Genomic DNA, 16,126 nt, shown 5'->3' with positions numbered 1-16,126 from the left:
GGAGGAGGTGAGAAGATGGCTATAGCTAAGATTATCGTAGATGTGCCCTTGATGCAGACGGACCAGCCCTATAGTTACAGGATTCCTAAGGAATTTGAGGGAATGCTAGAAGTTGGGACGCGGGTTCATGTGCCTTTTGGTAAGGGAAATCGTCTGATTCAAGGGATTGTTCTTGGTTTGGAGTCCCAACCAGATGAGGAAGAGATGGAGCAAGATTTAAAAGATATTGCAGAGGTGCTGGATTTTTCTCCTGTTCTCACGCAAGAACAACTCTGGCTGGCTGAAGAATTACGCAAGTCCGTCTTTTCCTATAAAATTTCCATCCTCAAGGCTATGTTACCGGGATTTCTGAACTCCAGCTATGACAAGATTCTCTATCCTCTGGCAGGTCTGAGTCAGGAATACCGAGAGCGTTTGTTTGGTTCAGAAGATTCACTTGCGTTTTCTTCTCTAGATTTAGGTAAGCAAGCTGAAATGATGCGTTTGACTAGAAAAGGCCTGCTTGGTCTAGAATATCAGGCGATTGATCAAAAGAAGGTCAAGACCCAGTCTTGGTATGAGGTGAATCTTGATCGATTAAAAGGTGTCGAGATTTCTGCGCGCGCCAAGAAAAAGTTAGAACTGAGAGACTATTTGCTTTCTCATCCTGAGAGTGCTTCCTTGGCTAGTTTGTTAGAATCCTACTCACGGGAGCAAGTCAATTTCTTTGTCGAACAAGGTGCTGTGACCATAGTCCAAAAGGAAGTTCAACGCTCGGCTGCTTATTTTGAAGGTATTGAGGCAAGTAGACCTTTGGAACTGAATCCAGAACAAAGACAGGCGCGTGATGCGGTTGTGAGTGCTATTGGCAGTCATCAGCCTCCCTTCCTCCTTCAAGGGATTACAGGAAGTGGAAAGACCGAGGTTTACTTGCAGATTATCCAAGGGGCCTTGGATAAGGGCAAAACTGCTATTTTACTGGTGCCTGAGATTTCCTTGACTCCTCAGATGACGGAGCGTTTTATAGCTCGATTTGGTGAGAAAGTGGCCATTCTTCATTCAGGCCTGTCCAATGGTGAAAAGTATGATGAATGGCGCAAGGTGGAGAGAGGTCATGCCCAAGTTGTGGTTGGTGCCAGATCCGCTATCTTTGCTCCGCTGAAAAATCTAGGTGTTATGATTATCGATGAGGAGCATGAAGCGACTTATAAGCAGGACAGCAATCCCCGTTACCATGCTAGAGAGGTTGCTATTCTAAGGTCCCAGTATAATCAAGCAGCCCTGGTACTTGGTTCAGCAACTCCTAGTCTGGAAAGTCGTGCTAGGGCTGGAAAAGGCGTTTATCAACATTTACGTCTGACCCAACGCGCCAATCCTTTGGCTAGGATCCCTGAGGTTCAAGTGATTGACTTTCGGGACTATATCGGACAAAATGAGACGTCAAACTTTACGCCACCTTTGTTAGAAGCTATTCAGGACCGTCTGGCTAAAAAAGAGCAGGTAGTTCTCATGCTCAATCGTCGTGGCTATTCTAGCTTTGTTATGTGTCGGGAGTGTGGAACTGTGGATACTTGTCCTAACTGTGACATTTCCTTGACCTTGCACATGGATACCAAGACCATGAATTGCCATTATTGTGGTTTTTCAAAGGACATTCCTCAGGTCTGTCCTAACTGTAAGAGCCGAAGTATTCGTTACTACGGTACGGGAACCCAGAAGGCTTATGACGAGCTGGCAGAACTCTTTCCACAGGCACGCATTCTGCGCATGGATGTGGATACAACCCGCAAGAAAGGCAGTCACCAAGCTCTACTTGACCAGTTTGGTCGAGGGGAAGCAGATATTTTACTTGGTACTCAGATGATTGCCAAGGGATTGGATTTTCCAAATGTGACCTTAGTCGGAGTGCTCAATGCGGATACGGCCTTGAATCTACCAGATTTCCGTTCTTCTGAGAGAACATTCCAGCTTTTGACTCAGGTGGCAGGTCGGGCAGGACGTGCTGAAAAAGCTGGTCAGGTATTGATTCAGTCTTACAATCCTCAGCACTACGCTATTCGATTCGCCAAGGATCAGGATTACGAAGGCTTTTACGCTTATGAAATGGGAATCAGACGACAACTCGGTTATCCACCTTACTATTTCACCATTGGCATTACCCTTTCTCACAAGAAGGAAGAAGAGGTAGTCAAACGTGCCTATGAAGTCATGAACATTTTGCGATCAGGCTTGTCAGAGACCAGTCACATTCTGGGGCCGACGCCTAAACCTATTGCCCGTACCCACAACCTCTATCATTACCAGATTTTGATTAAATACCGTATAGAAGATGAGCTGGGGCCGACTCTAAATCAGGTTCTGGCCTTGACTCAAGAACGGGAAAATAGTGAGCTCCGTCTCAGCATTGACCATGAGCCACAGCAATTTTTATAAGAAGGAGAAGATATGACAAAATTAATCTTTATGGGGACCCCCGACTTTTCAGCAACAGTCTTAAAAGGACTTTTGACAGATGACCGTTACGAAATTCTAGCCGTTGTGACCCAGCCAGACCGTGCTGTAGGCCGTAAAAAAGTTATCCAAGAAACACCAGTCAAGCAGGCTGCCAAGGAAGCAGGTCTTCCTATCTATCAACCTGAAAAATTATCTGGAAGTCCAGAGATGGAAGCTATTATGAAGCTAGGAGCAGATGGAATTGTGACTGCTGCTTTTGGGCAGTTTCTCCCAAGTAAACTCCTTGATAGCATGGATTTTGCGATCAACGTTCACGCTTCCCTCCTTCCTAAACATCGTGGTGGTGCGCCTATCCATTATGCCTTGATTCAAGGTGATGAGGAAGCTGGTGTGACCATTATGGAAATGGTTAAGGAAATGGATGCAGGAGATATGATTTCTCGTCGCAGTATTCCAATCATGGATGAGGACAATGTTGGCACCTTGTTTGAGAAATTAGCGTTAGTTGGTCGCGCTTTGCTTTTAGACACTCTGCCGGCCTATATTGCTGGGGAAATCAAACCTGAACCACAGGATCCAAGTCAGGTTACTTTCTCGCCAAATATCAAGCCAGAGGAAGAAAAACTGGACTGGAACAAAACCAATCGTCAACTTTTTAACCAGATCCGTGGGATGAACCCGTGGCCTGTTGCCCATACTTTCCTTAAGGGCGACCGCTTTAAGATTTATGAAGCTCTAGCTGTAGAAGGTCAGGGAAATCCAGGTGAGATCCTCTCTATTGGCAAGAAAGAATTGATTGTTGCAACGGCAGAAGGAGCTTTATCTCTCAAACAAGTGCAGCCAGCGGGTAAACCTAAGATGGACATTGCTTCCTTCCTCAACGGAGTTGGACGTACATTGACTGTAGGAGAACGATTTGGTGACTAAAGTAGAAACGGCTAGAAGTTTAGCCCTAGCGGTATTAGAAGATGTCTTTATCAATCAAGCATACTCAAATATCGCCTTAAATAAGCATCTCAAGGGAAGTCAGCTCTCTGCAGCAGACAAGGGTTTGGTAACCGAGCTGGTCTATGGAACGGTAGCCCGCAAACTCACCTTAGAATGGTATCTATCACACTTTATCGAAGACAGAGACCAGTTAGACAGTTGGCTTTATGTCCTTCTTCTCATGAGTGCCTACCAGATCCGCTATTTGAACAAGATCCCAGACCATGCTGTGGTCAATGAAGCAGTAGAATTGGCCAAAGTCCGTAAAAAAGGCAGTGAAAAATTGGTCAACGCCGTCCTTCGCCGTATCTTGCGTGAAGGGTGGCCAGATATTGCTAGCATCAAACGAAAAAACAAGCGTGATTCCATTGCCTATTCCCTTCCGGTTTGGTTGGTGTCTAAACTTAAGGAAGAATACGGAGAAGAGCGAGCGCAAGCTATTTTTGAAAGCCTTTTGGTGCGAAACAAAGCCAGTATTCGTGTGACTGATTTAAGCCGAAAAGAGGAAATCCAAACCTTGTTGGAGGCCAGTGATTCATCCTTGTCTCCTTCTGGTTTGGTTAAGGAGCAGGGGCATTTTGCAGGCCATGATTTGTTTGCGGAGGGAGCCATTACCATCCAAGACGAGTCCAGTCAGCTGGTTGCTCCGACGCTTGATTTACAAGGCAATGAGCAGGTTCTAGATGCCTGTGCGGCTCCAGGTGGGAAAACAGCCCATATAGCCTCTTATCTCACGACAGGTCAGGTTACTGCTCTGGACTTGTACGACCACAAGTTGGATTTAATTCAAGAAAATGCCCAACGTCTGGGAGTTGCAGATCGGGTTCAAAGGCAAAAATTAGATGCCAGAAAGGTGCATGAATTTTTTAGTCAAAATTCCTTTGATAAGATTTTAGTGGATGCTCCCTGTTCTGGAATCGGTCTTTTGCGCCGAAAACCAGATATCAAATACAATAAAGAAACGGCAGATTTCGCGTCCTTAAAGGAAATTCAGCTAGAAATATTAGGTAGTGTTTGTCAAACACTAGGCAAAGGTGGTATAATAACTTATAGTACCTGTACTATTGTCTCAGAGGAGAATTTTCAAGTCGTTGAGGCGTTTTTAGAAAGTCATCCTGAGTTCGAGCAGGTAAAACTAGAACATGAATGTAAGGATATCATGAAAGACGGCTGTATCCTCATTACACCTGAATTGTATGGAAGTGATGGATTCTTCATCAGTCAATTTCGCAAGATATCGGATTAGGAAGGAACTGACACATGGAAATTTCATTATTAACAGATGTTGGTCAGAAACGAACAAATAACCAAGACTATGTCAACCACTATGTCAATAGAGCTGGGCGTACCATGATTATTTTAGCTGATGGGATGGGAGGTCATCGCGCAGGGAATATCGCTAGTGAAATGGCGGTAACAGACCTAGGTATAGCTTGGGTTGATACCCAAATCGATACAGTCAATGAAGTGCGTGAATGGTTCGCTAATTACCTAGAAATTGAAAATCAAAAGATTCATCAACTTGGGCAAGATGATGCCTATAAAGGAATGGGAACAACTCTAGAAGCTGTTGCTATTATTGGCAATCAGGCTATCTATGCTCATATTGGAGATTCTCGTATCGGTTTGATTCGTGGAGAAGAATACCACCAGTTAACGAGCGATCATTCCTTGGTCAATGAATTGCTTAAAGCAGGTCAATTGACACCAGAAGAAGCAGCTAGCCATCCACAGAAAAATATTATTACTCAATCTATCGGTCAAAAAGATGAAGTTCAACCTGATTTTGGAATGATTACCCTTGAGCCAGGTGACTATCTCTTGCTCAATAGTGATGGTTTGACCAACATGATTTCAGGAAGTGAGATTTGTGATATTGTAACCAGTGATATTCCTTTGGCAGATAAAACAGCGACGCTCGTACGTTTTGCTAACAATGCAGGAGGTTTAGACAACATTACGGTTGCCCTTGTTTCTATGAACGAGGAGGATGCAGAATGATCCAAATCGGCAAGATTTTTGCCGGACGCTATCGGATTGTGAAACAGATTGGCCGAGGAGGCATGGCAGATGTCTATTTGGCCAAGGATTTAATTCTAGACGGAGAAGAAGTGGCAGTGAAGGTCCTGAGGACCAACTACCAGACGGACCCGATAGCTGTAGCTCGTTTTCAGCGTGAAGCGAGAGCTATGGCAGATCTAGACCATCCTCATATCGTTCGGATAACAGATATTGGTGAGGAAGACGGTCAACAGTATCTTGCAATGGAGTATGTTGCTGGACTAGACCTTAAACGCTATATCAAGGAACACTATCCTCTTTCTAATGAAGAAGCAGTCCGTATTATGGGACAAATCCTCCTAGCCATGCGTTTGGCCCATACCAGAGGGATTGTTCATAGGGACTTGAAGCCTCAAAATATCCTCTTGACACCAGATGGGACTGCCAAAGTAACAGACTTTGGGATTGCAGTAGCCTTTGCTGAGACGAGTCTGACCCAGACTAACTCGATGCTGGGTTCAGTTCATTACTTGTCACCAGAGCAGGCGCGTGGTTCGAAGGCGACTGTACAAAGTGATATCTATGCCATGGGGATTATCTTCTATGAGATGCTGACAGGTCATATCCCTTATGACGGGGATAGTGCGGTGACCATCGCCCTTCAGCATTTCCAGAAACCACTGCCGTCAGTTATTGATGAAAATCCATCTGTGCCTCAGGCTTTGGAGAATGTTGTCATCAAGGCAACTGCCAAGAAATTGACAGATCGTTATCAGTCAGTTGCAGAGATGTATGTAGACTTATCTAGTAGCTTGTCTTACAATCGTCGCAATGAGCCTAAACTGGTATTTAATGATACTACTAAGGCGGACACCAAGACACTACCGAAGGTATCCCAGAGTACCTTGACTTCGATTCCTAAGGTGCAAACACAAAGTCCGAAGCCACAGACTGCGAAGCCTAGTCAGCAGGTTTCAGAAGACAATTACGCGAGCAAGCCTGTTAAGAAACGGAAATTTAGAGTTCGTTATATGATTTTGTTGGCCAGCATTGTATTGGTGGCAGCCTCTCTGATTTGGATATTATCCAGAACTCCTGCAACCATTGCCATTCCAGATGTGGCAGGTCAGACAGTTGCGGAGGCCAAGGAAACGCTCAAGAAAGCCAATTTTGAGATTGGCGAAGAGAAATCGGAGGCGAGTGAAAAGGTGGAAGAAGGGCGGATTATCCGTACAGATCCTGAAGCTGGAAAGACTCGAAAAGAAGGTTCGAAAATCAATTTGGTTGTCTCATCAGGCAAGCAATCTTTCCAATTGAGTAACTATATCGGCCGTAAATCGACAGATGTTATAGCAGAACTCAAGCAGAAGAAGGTTCCTGAAAATCTCATTAAAATTGAGGAAGAGGAATCAAGTGAGAGCGAAGCAGGAACTGTTCTCAGACAGAGTCCAGCTGCCGGAACAACCTATGATTTGAGCAAGGCCTCAACGATTACCTTAACCGTTGCTAAGAAAGTAACCAGCGTTTCTATGCCAAGTTATAAAGGATCTAGTCTTGAATTTACTAAAAATAATCTTGTTCAAATTGTTGGGATTAAGGAAGCCAATATTGAAGTTGTAGAAGTGTCGACAGCTCCTGATGGAACTGCTGAGGGTACAGTCGTTGAACAGAGTCCAAAAGCAGGTGAAAAGGTTGATTTGACTAAGACGCGTGTCAAGATTTCAATCTACAAACCAAAAACACCACCGTCAACGTCATCATCAGCACCATCCCAACGTGGAAACCAAGGTTCTACTACAACACCAAGTCAGGGGAACCAACAAGGAAATCAACGAGGGAATGCACCTGCTACTACTCAATCAAGTAGTGAAGGGAACCACGAAAATTCTCGTGATTAAACGAATCTTTGTCATGATTTCATGGCAAAGATTTTTTTTGACTCCAGATTTGTGATAGAATAGAAGGAGTCGATAAAAGGAGGAAAGCATGGAAGAATCAAAAGAATTAAATGCCGCTATTGATGTGATTATGTTAGCTGGAACCATTCTTCTCAAAAGTGGTTCAGAGATTCATCGCGTAGAAGATACCATGATTCGTATTGCGCATTCGCAGGGGATTGTGGATTGCAATGTTCTTGCCATGCCTGCTGCCATCTTTTTCTCCATTGAAAATACCAATATTTCGCGAATGAAACGCGTGACCTCATCTTCTTATAACATCGAAAAAGTCTGCGATGTGAACCAGATTTCTCGTCAGCTGGTTGGGGGGCGGATTGATTTAGAGACAGCCTTCAAGCAATTGACTGCTTTGCAAGCCCAACCTCTTCCCTATACTAAGTTGCAGGTAACTCTGGCTGCGACCTTTAGTGCTCCTTTCTTTTCGGTTATGTTTAGTGGAAATATCTACGACGCACTCGGGGCAGGAGTGGCTACCTTATTTGGTTTTGCCTTTTCCCTCTATGTGGAGAAGTTTATCCGAATTCCCTTTGTGACAGCCTTTGCTGGAGCCTTTGTCTTTGGGATGATTGCCCAGTTTTGGGCTCGCTACACAGGTTTTCCTTCAACGGCAGATTTGATTATAGCTGGTGCGGTCATGCCGTTTGTACCAGGAATTGCCTTGACCAATGCGGTTCGTGATATTATGACTAACCACATAAACTCTGGTATGAGCAAGATGTTTGAATCCCTGCTCATTACCCTTGCTTTAGGGGCAGGAACTTCTGTCGCCTTGGTATTGATGAACTAATATGATACTAACAACCTTTTTATTACAAGCAGTAGCAAGTCTTCTTGCTATTATTACCTTTCTAATCGTACTCAATGTGCAACGCTCTATGCTCTTACCAGGAGGGATTTTGGGCATGGTTGTCTGGCTAATCTATCTCTTGCTCAAGGAGCCGACCAATGTCATTGTAGCCACCTTTATTGCGGCTATTATCGGTTCTTGTGTTAGCCAGATTTTAAGTATTCTTTACAAGACCCCTGCTGTGGTCTTTATCTTGGCAATCTTGGCACCCTTAGTTCCAGGCTATCTTTCTTATCGAACAACTGCCTTTTTTGTGACGGGGGATTATAGTCATGCCATTGCTAGTGCAACCTTGGTTGTCATGCTAGCTTTAGTGATTTCCATTGGAATGGCTAGTGGAACAGTGATTCTTAGACTTTATTCCTACTTACGAAAAAAGCAAAATAATTAGAATAATAAGGGACTTGCTTTGGTGAATCAAGTCTTTTTTCTCTCTTTTACTGCTATTTGTGATAAAATAGTAATGGACGATTTTTTACATGAATGATAAAACAGAGGTAAATATGACAATCGGTATTGATAAGATTGGTTTTGCGACCAGTCAATACGTCTTGAAATTACAAGACTTAGCAGAAGCGAGGGGAATTGACCCTGAAAAATTAAGCAAAGGACTCTTACTCAAGGAATTGAGTATTGCGCCCCTAACTGAGGATATCGTGACCTTGGCAGCCAGTGCAAGTGACTCTATTTTAACTGAGCAAGAAAGAGCAGAAATTGATATGGTCATTGTGGCTACCGAGTCAGGAATTGACCAGAGTAAGGCTGCGGCCGTCTTTGTGCATGGTTTGCTGGGCATCCAGCCCTTTGCTCGTAGTTTCGAGATTAAAGAAGCCTGCTATGGAGCGACAGCTGCCCTTCATTATGCCAAATTGCATGTGGAAAATTCTCCAGAGTCCAAGGTCTTGGTCATTGCCAGTGATATTGCCAAATACGGTATTGAAACTCCAGGAGAACCAACTCAGGGTGCTGGCAGTGTGGCCATGTTGATTACACAGAATCCACGCATTATGGCCTTTAATAACGACAATGTGGCTCAGACTCGTGACATCATGGATTTCTGGCGTCCAAATTACTCAACAACCCCTTATGTAAATGGTGTCTATTCTACCCAACAATACTTGGATAGTTTGAAAACGACTTGGCTTGAATACCAAAAACGCTACCAGCTTACCTTAGATGATTTTGCGGCTGTGTGCTTCCACTTGCCTTATCCTAAATTAGCCTTAAAAGGCTTGAAAAAAATCATGGATAAGAGCCTACCTCAAGAGAAAAAAGACCTCTTGCAAAAGCATTTTGACCAGTCTATTCTTTACAGTCAAAAGGTAGGGAATATCTATACAGGTTCCCTTTTCCTTGGACTTTTGTCTCTCTTGGAAAATACAGATAGCTTGAAGGCTGGGGATAAAATCGCCCTTTATAGTTACGGAAGTGGAGCTGTGGCGGAGTTCTTCAGTGGTGAATTGGTTGAAGGTTATGAAGCTTATCTGGATAAAGACCGCTTGAACAAGCTCAACCAACGAACTGCCCTGTCTGTTGCTGACTATGAAAAAGTCTTCTTTGAGGAAGTAGACTTAGATGAAACAAACTCTGCCCAGTTTGCTGGCTATGAAAATCAAGATTTTGCCTTGGTTGAAATTGTTGACCACCAACGCCGTTATAACAAGGTTGAAAAATAATGAAGATAAGTTGGAATGGATTTTCTAAAAAATCATACCAAGAGCGCCTCGAGCTGTTAAAAGCTCAGGCGCTCCTTAGTCCTGAAAAACAAACCAGTCTGGAGCAGGATGAACACATTAGCGTGACTGTCGCAGACCAGCTGAGTGAGAATGTAGTGGGAACTTTTTCTCTGCCTTATTCGCTGGTTCCAGAGGTCCTTGTCAACGGTCAGGAATACACAGTTCCCTATGTGACAGAAGAACCGTCCGTGGTTGCTGCGGCCAGCTATGCCAGTAAAATCATCAAGCGTGCAGGTGGCTTTACTGCTCAGGTTCATGAGCGCCGGATGATTGGGCAGGTAGCTCTTTATCAAGTTGCTAATCCTGAACAAGCGCAAGAGAAAATTGCCAGTAAGAAAGCCGAACTCTTGGAACTTGCCAATCAAGCCTATCCTTCTATAGTCAAACGTGGAGGTGGGGCGCGTGATTTGCATGTAGATCAGATTAAAGGTGAAACAGACTTCCTCGTCGTCTATCTTCATGTTGATACTCAAGAAGCCATGGGAGCCAATATGCTCAACACCATGTTGGAAGCCTTGAAACCAGTCTTAGAAGAACTCAGTCAGGGTCAGAGTCTTATGGGTATTCTGTCTAATTACGCGACCGATTCTCTGGTGACAGCAAGCTGTCGCATCGCCTTTCGCTACTTGAGTCGCCAAAAGGATCAAGGGCGAGAGATTGCGGAGAAAATAGCTTTGGCTAGTCAATTTGCACAGGCTGATCCTTATCGAGCTACTACCCACAATAAAGGGATTTTTAATGGTATTGATGCCATTTTGATTGCCACTGGTAATGACTGGCGTGCCATTGAGGCGGGAGCCCATGCCTTTGCCAGTCGAGATGGACATTACCAAGGTCTTAGCTCTTGGCGCCTAGACTTGGAAACAGAAGAATTGGTTGGTGAGATGACTCTGCCCATGCCTGTAGCGACCAAGGGTGGTTCTATCGGCCTCAACCCTCGTGTAGCCCTCAGTCATGAGCTACTGGGAAATCCTTCTGCCAAAGAATTAGCCCAGCTTATCGTTTCTATCGGTCTCGCCCAAAACTTTGCGGCCCTCAAAGCCTTGGTGAGTACAGGAATCCAGCAAGGCCACATGAAATTGCAGGCCAAATCCTTGGCACTCCTAGCAGGTGCCAGTGAGTCCGAGGTAGCTCCCTTAGTTGAGCGACTCATCGCAGATAAAACCTTTAACTTAGAGACAGCCCAGAGCTATCTCGAAAATTTAAGATCATAAAAAACTCAGACCGATCGGTCTGAGTTTTCTTGTGCTTATACTCTTCGAAAATCAAATTCAAACCACGTCAGCTTCGCCTTGCCGTACTCAAGTACAGCCTGTGGCTAGCTTCCTAGTTTGCTCTTTGATTTTCATTGAGTATCAAATACTTTTTCCTGGTAATAGGGTGACTGGTAAGAAGTAACCGGTTGTTGCGACTTCCTTGCCTTCGATCTTTTGTAATAGGAGGTCAACGGTGAGTTGAGCAATCTCTTGCATAGGTTGCTTAATCGTTGTTAAATGAGGGTAGTAATTCTCGATAAAGTAAGTCCCATCATAGCCGATGACTTTGAGATCTTCTGGGACAGAGATTCCCAGTTCTTGAGCAATTTTAATGACCAGAATGGCAGTCAAATCATCCGAAGCAAAGATGGCATCAGGCTTTTGTCGGGTCAAGATATTCTTGATTTCCATTTCTTTTCTGACAGGAGAAAAGTCACTGGAAACATTGATAATAGGAGCTTTTGGGAGTACGGATGCAAAACCAGCGTGGCGCAGTCCAGTTGGCGAATTAGAATTGTCATTTCCTGTAATCATGATGATAGACTGGGCGCCTGTCTTAACCAAGGTCTGGGCAGCAAGGACCCCGCCAGCATAGTTGTCAGAGGAAACGACAGGGATGTCTGGTGATAAGTTTCGGTCAAAGGAAATAATCGGTGCGGTCACACGATTGTAGTCTTCGATTCCCAAGTTATGACTACCAGAAATGATACCGTCGACCTGATTGGCCTCCAGCATTTCGATGTACTCCCGTTCCTTTTCAGAATCGTGCTCGCTGTTACATATGATGGTCTTGTAACCATTCTTAAAGAGTTGGTGTTCCAACTTATCAATCAATTCTGCATAGAAAACATTGGAAATATTTGGGAAAATCAAGCCGATTAACTTAGCTGATTTTCCTTGCAGACTACGAGCCAGGTTGTTGGGCTTATAGCCCAATTCTCGCATGGCTTCATTTACCTTTTGAATGGTTTTCTCAGAGAGATAGCCTTTTTTATTGATAACCCTAGAAACGGTAGTAGGGCTGACACCTGCAAGTTTTGCGACATCAGTTAGTTTTGCGACCATAATCTAATTCATAGTAAGTTCCAGTTGGGTTTCCAGATTTGATGAGGATACCATTTTGGCCTGCATGTGGGAAGACACGACCAGAAAATACTTTTTCTCCTTTATTGATGAAAATTTCAAAGACAGAGTTATCGATGAAAATTGTAGCAGTAGTAGCCTGGTTATCGATTGGACAAGAACGCGTTGTCCCAAATTCTTGAGCGTACTGTTCACCAGCCTGGCTACGATCCACTGTCACTTGACCATTTACAAGGTCAAAGTTGATTGCAAGTCCCTTGCCTTCTTGATCAGCTAGTAAGACAATCTCGCTCTGGCTATTGGCTTCCAAGTTGAGTTCAAGTTCATAGGTGTTCTTTGTTTGAGCACGGTTTGAGAAGGCTTCTTCAGACGCACGAAGGTCCTTGATCGCTGAGACTGGGTATTGGTAGAGTTTACCGTCTTTGATAGTGAGTTCTTTGACCAAAGAGAAGGTTCCTTGGTGGTCAAAACGGTCAGATGGATAAGAAACATCTGGTAAACCAAGCCAGCTAACTGCTAGAGCACGCCCATCAGGAGAGTTGAAGGCTTGAGTTGCATAGGCTTCGAAACCATAGTCCATGTTTTGAAGTTTAGACACATCTACCATTTTGGCATTTTCAGGGTCAAAGGAAGCCCCAATCTTATACATATTTGGATAGATATTATCGTAGTCTAGAACTTTCTTATCTAAACCTTGTGGGCAGTAGAGAAGGACAGGTTGCTCCCCGACAAAGACAAGATTTGGGCATTCCATCATGTAGGCAGTACGGTCGTTAGCAAAGTCAAGGTCACCCACCTCTTGCCAGTTTGTATAGTCATTATCTACAGCCTTGTAGAGACGGACGAAGCCTTTTTTCTCCAAGTCCTGTCCACCGACGATAGCATAGTATTGACCTTTGAAGTTGAAAATTTGCGGATCGCGGAAGTGGTCAGTAGAATCAGCTGGCTGGTCAATCAAGATTTCGTCAATCTTGGTAATCTTGCCTTCTTTATCCATCAAAGCCCCAATCTGATATGGGTGACGGATCCAGTTTTCATCACGAACATTTCCCGTATAAAATAGGAACAAGTTATCGCCAAACTGCATGGCAGAACCAGAGTAGGCACCGTGGCTGTCTAATGGAGTATCAGGCAAAACTTTGACTCCGGTTTCTGTGAAGTGAACCAAGTCCTCACTTTCCAATTGCACCCAAGATTTCAAACCGTGGGCTGCACCAAAAGGAAAGTTCTGATAAAAAACAATCCACTTTCCATCAAAGTAAGAAAAGCCATTTGGGTCGTTGAGAAGTCCTGTTTTTGGCTCAACATGGTAATGAGTATGCCATGGAGATTGTGCCATATTTTCTTCTATATGTTGAATTTCTTCTTGCGTCCAATCTTGATAAAGTCTGTAACGACGCTCAGTTGTCCATTCCATTCATTCATTCCTCCAAAAATCTTATCACTTTTAATAGTAACCGTTTTCGAGCAAAAATGCAAGCCTTTTATGTTAAAAAAGAGAAAAAACTGTCAAACGTTTATCATAAAATAAAAGCAGGAAATCAATCATCTATCTACAGTAAATTGAAAGAAAGTGAAATAAAATCCTTTTTAAGCAAGGTTACAAACTTATTTTTTCAAGGAATACCTGATAAAACAGTCAAAAACAATCAATCTAAAGCGAGCCAACTAAGTTGATAGAATATTTTTTCTGCAAAACGCTTGACATATTTCTAAAACATGATAAAATAATAGTCGTAGGGCGAATAAAATCGCTTTCAAACAAGAACAAAATTTTATATAAGGAGATTTTTGCAAATGAACAATCAGGAAATTGCAAAAAAAGTCATCGATGCCTTGGGCGGACGTGAAAATGTCAACAGTGTAGCTCACTGTGCGACTCGTCTTCGTGTCATGGTCAAAGATGAAGGAAAAATTAATAAAGAAGTGATTGAGAACTTGGAAAAAGTTCAAGGTGCTTTCTTTAACTCAGGTCAATACCAAATCATCTTTGGTACAGGTACAGTTAATAAAATGTACGATGAAGTTGTTGCACTTGGTTTGCCAACATCATCTAAAGATGACATGAAAGCAGAAGCTGCTAAACAAGGGAACTGGTTCCAACGTGCTATCCGTACTTTCGGTGACGTTTTCGTTCCAATCATCCCAGTTATCGTAGCGACAGGTCTCTTCATGGGTGTGCGTGGTCTCTTGACTGCTCTTGGAATGACACTTCCAGCTGACGTGACAACTTATACTCAAATCTTGACAGATACAGCCTTCATCATCTTGCCAGGTTTGGTTGTGTGGTCAACCTTCCGTGTATTCGGTGGAAATCCTGCCGTTGGTATCGTTCTTGGTATGATGCTTGTTTCTGGCTCACTTCCAAACGCTTGGGCAGTTGCTCAAGGTGGTGAAGTAACTGCTATGAACTTCTTTGGTTTCATCCCTGTTGTTGGTTTGCAAGGTTCCGTTCTTCCAGCCTTCATCATCGGGGTTGTCGGAGCTAAATTTGAAAAAGCTGTCCGCAAGATTGTTCCAGATGTCATTGACCTCTTGGTAACACCATTCGTGACACTTTTGGTCATGTCTATCCTTGGACTCTTTGTTATCGGACCAGTTTTCCACGTCGTTGAAAACTACATCCTTATCGCTACAAAAGCGATCCTTAACATGCCATTTGGTCTTGGTGGTTTCTTGATTGGTGGGGTTCACCAATTGATCGTCGTGTCAGGTGTGCACCACATCTTCAACTTGCTTGAAGTGCAATTGCTTGCTGCTGACCATGCTAACCCATTCAACGCTATCATCACAGCTGCTATGACAGCTCAAGGTGCTGCGACTGTTGCGGTTGGTGTTAAAACTAAAAATCCAAAACTGAAAACACTTGCTTTCCCAGCTGCTCTTTCTGCCTTCCTCGGTATTACAGAGCCTGCTATCTTCGGGGTGAACTTGCGCTTCCGTAAGCCATTCTTCCTTTCATTGATTGCTGGTGCAATCGGTGGTGGATTGGCTTCTATCCTTGGACTTGCTGGTACTGGTAATGGTATCACAATTATCCCAGGTACAATGCTTTACATCGGTAACGGACAACTTGCCCAATACCTTCTTATGGTAGCTGTATCATTCGTTCTTGGTTTCGCTCTTACTTATATGTTTGGTTATGAGGATGAAAAAGAAGTTGCTACTGAAGTAGAGACAGAACGTTTGGTCCAAGAAGAAACAACTGGTAACATTCCAGCAGCTCTTCAAAATGAAACACTTGTAACCCCTATTGTTGGTGACGTTGTCGCTCTTGCCGATGTTAATGACCCAGTCTTCTCAAGTGGAGCTATGGGACAAGGTATCGCTGTGAAACCAAGTCAAGGTGTAGTATATGCACCAGCTGATGCTGAAGTCTCAATTGCCTTTCCAACAGGACACGCTTTTGGTTTGAAAACAACTGATGGTGCTGAAGTTTTGATCCACGTTGGTATTGACACTGTATCTATGAATGGCGAAGGTTTTGAAGCAAAAGTTGCACAAGGTGATAAGGTTAAAGCGGGCGATGTTCTTGGAACCTTTGACTCAAATAAAATTGCTGCAGCTGGACTTGATGATACAACAATGGTTATCGTTACAAATACAGCTGACTACGCTTCAGTAGCTCCAGTCGCAACAGGTTCAGTTGCGAAGGGGGATGCTGTGATCGAAGTGAAAATCTAATCAATCCTCTCTAATGTGAAAACGAACAAATGACATGTTTGTTCGTTTTTGCTTGAATGGTAAGATTTACAGAGGAAAATCTAAAAAATAGAGAAATTTAGCCTTTCGAAATATGCTATAATAAAGAAAATAAAAACAAGA

At 43.6% G+C, this 16,126-nt stretch carries 12 protein-coding genes; 10 read left to right on the top strand and 2 right to left on the bottom strand.

Features of this window, described 5'->3' with window-relative positions:
• Positions 1–15: 15 nt before the first annotated feature.
• The 9 genes from ACWPV5_RS06460 to ACWPV5_RS06420 all read left to right on the top strand — a co-directional run bounded on the left by ACWPV5_RS06460 (position 16) and on the right by ACWPV5_RS06420 (position 11,176).
• Positions 16–2,412: a primosomal protein N' gene (locus ACWPV5_RS06460; RefSeq protein ID WP_261140777.1), complete on the top strand. Its 2,397-nt coding sequence runs from the start codon at positions 16–18 to the stop codon at positions 2,410–2,412.
• Positions 2,413–2,424: 12 nt separating this feature from the next.
• Positions 2,425–3,360: a methionyl-tRNA formyltransferase gene (gene fmt, locus ACWPV5_RS06455; RefSeq protein ID WP_101784412.1), complete on the top strand. Its 936-nt coding sequence runs from the start codon at positions 2,425–2,427 to the stop codon at positions 3,358–3,360.
• Positions 3,353–4,666: a 16S rRNA (cytosine(967)-C(5))-methyltransferase RsmB gene (gene rsmB / locus ACWPV5_RS06450; RefSeq protein ID WP_454382919.1), complete on the top strand. Its 1,314-nt coding sequence runs from the start codon at positions 3,353–3,355 to the stop codon at positions 4,664–4,666. The genes fmt and rsmB overlap by 8 nt, the downstream gene beginning before the upstream one ends.
• A gap of 14 nt (positions 4,667–4,680) precedes the next feature.
• Positions 4,681–5,421, top strand: a complete 741-nt coding sequence (locus tag ACWPV5_RS06445) for a Stp1/IreP family PP2C-type Ser/Thr phosphatase (RefSeq protein WP_000406242.1) — start codon at positions 4,681–4,683, stop codon at positions 5,419–5,421.
• Positions 5,418–7,319, top strand: coding sequence for a Stk1 family PASTA domain-containing Ser/Thr kinase (pknB, locus tag ACWPV5_RS06440; protein WP_000614551.1), 1,902 nt, complete (start codon positions 5,418–5,420; stop codon positions 7,317–7,319). Before ACWPV5_RS06445 ends, pknB begins: the two co-directional genes overlap by 4 nt.
• A gap of 88 nt (positions 7,320–7,407) precedes the next feature.
• Positions 7,408–8,166 carry a threonine/serine exporter family protein gene (locus ACWPV5_RS06435; RefSeq protein ID WP_454382917.1) on the top strand — a complete coding sequence of 253 codons (759 nt, stop codon included), beginning with the start codon at positions 7,408–7,410 and terminating at the stop codon, positions 8,164–8,166.
• Position 8,167: 1 nt separating this feature from the next.
• Complete coding sequence (locus tag ACWPV5_RS06430) at positions 8,168–8,617, top strand: threonine/serine exporter family protein (protein ID WP_454382915.1); 450 nt, start codon at positions 8,168–8,170, stop codon at positions 8,615–8,617.
• A gap of 112 nt (positions 8,618–8,729) precedes the next feature.
• Positions 8,730–9,902, top strand: coding sequence for a hydroxymethylglutaryl-CoA synthase (locus ACWPV5_RS06425; protein ID WP_454383440.1), 1,173 nt, complete (start codon positions 8,730–8,732; stop codon positions 9,900–9,902).
• Positions 9,902–11,176: a hydroxymethylglutaryl-CoA reductase, degradative gene (locus ACWPV5_RS06420; protein WP_125443544.1), complete on the top strand. Its 1,275-nt coding sequence runs from the start codon at positions 9,902–9,904 to the stop codon at positions 11,174–11,176. The genes ACWPV5_RS06425 and ACWPV5_RS06420 overlap by 1 nt, the downstream gene beginning before the upstream one ends.
• Before the next feature lie 141 nt (positions 11,177–11,317).
• Here ACWPV5_RS06420 and ACWPV5_RS06415 read toward each other — a convergent pair whose 3' ends face one another.
• Together ACWPV5_RS06415 and ACWPV5_RS06410 are read right to left on the bottom strand one after the other, a co-directional pair.
• Positions 11,318–12,283, bottom strand: a complete 966-nt coding sequence (locus ACWPV5_RS06415) for a LacI family DNA-binding transcriptional regulator (protein ID WP_020900747.1) — start codon at positions 12,281–12,283, stop codon at positions 11,318–11,320.
• Positions 12,264–13,718, bottom strand: a complete 1,455-nt coding sequence (locus ACWPV5_RS06410; protein WP_061088329.1) for a sucrose-6-phosphate hydrolase — start codon at positions 13,716–13,718, stop codon at positions 12,264–12,266. Before ACWPV5_RS06410 ends, ACWPV5_RS06415 begins: the two co-directional genes overlap by 20 nt.
• Before the next feature lie 380 nt (positions 13,719–14,098).
• On the opposite strand from ACWPV5_RS06410, the gene ACWPV5_RS06405 reads away from it, so the two are divergent.
• Positions 14,099–15,985 carry a sucrose-specific PTS transporter subunit IIBC gene (locus tag ACWPV5_RS06405; RefSeq protein ID WP_454382912.1) on the top strand — a complete coding sequence of 629 codons (1,887 nt, stop codon included), beginning with the start codon at positions 14,099–14,101 and terminating at the stop codon, positions 15,983–15,985.
• Positions 15,986–16,126: the final 141 nt, after the last annotated feature.

It is taken from the genome of Streptococcus sp. Marseille-Q7156 (genome assembly GCF_965119495.1).
This window is presented reverse-complemented; position numbering and strand designations above follow the sequence as displayed.

What these genes read in the sequence shown, in the direction of transcription:
- ACWPV5_RS06460 (WP_261140777.1), top strand. Translation starts at nt 16, where the DNA reads ATGGCTATAGCTAAGATTATCGTAGATGTGCCCTTGATGCAGACGGAC.
- fmt (WP_101784412.1), top strand. Translation starts at nt 2,425, where the DNA reads ATGACAAAATTAATCTTTATGGGGACCCCCGACTTTTCAGCAACAGTC.
- ACWPV5_RS06445 (WP_000406242.1), top strand. Translation starts at nt 4,681, where the DNA reads ATGGAAATTTCATTATTAACAGATGTTGGTCAGAAACGAACAAATAAC.
- pknB (WP_000614551.1), top strand. Translation starts at nt 5,418, where the DNA reads ATGATCCAAATCGGCAAGATTTTTGCCGGACGCTATCGGATTGTGAAA.
- ACWPV5_RS06435 (WP_454382917.1), top strand. Translation starts at nt 7,408, where the DNA reads ATGGAAGAATCAAAAGAATTAAATGCCGCTATTGATGTGATTATGTTA.
- ACWPV5_RS06430 (WP_454382915.1), top strand. Translation starts at nt 8,168, where the DNA reads ATGATACTAACAACCTTTTTATTACAAGCAGTAGCAAGTCTTCTTGCT.
- ACWPV5_RS06425 (WP_454383440.1), top strand. Translation starts at nt 8,730, where the DNA reads ATGACAATCGGTATTGATAAGATTGGTTTTGCGACCAGTCAATACGTC.
- ACWPV5_RS06420 (WP_125443544.1), top strand. Translation starts at nt 9,902, where the DNA reads ATGAAGATAAGTTGGAATGGATTTTCTAAAAAATCATACCAAGAGCGC.
- ACWPV5_RS06415 (WP_020900747.1), bottom strand. Translation starts at nt 12,283, where the DNA reads ATGGTCGCAAAACTAACTGATGTCGCAAAACTTGCAGGTGTCAGCCCT.
- ACWPV5_RS06410 (WP_061088329.1), bottom strand. Translation starts at nt 13,718, where the DNA reads ATGGAATGGACAACTGAGCGTCGTTACAGACTTTATCAAGATTGGACG.
- ACWPV5_RS06405 (WP_454382912.1), top strand. Translation starts at nt 14,099, where the DNA reads ATGAACAATCAGGAAATTGCAAAAAAAGTCATCGATGCCTTGGGCGGA.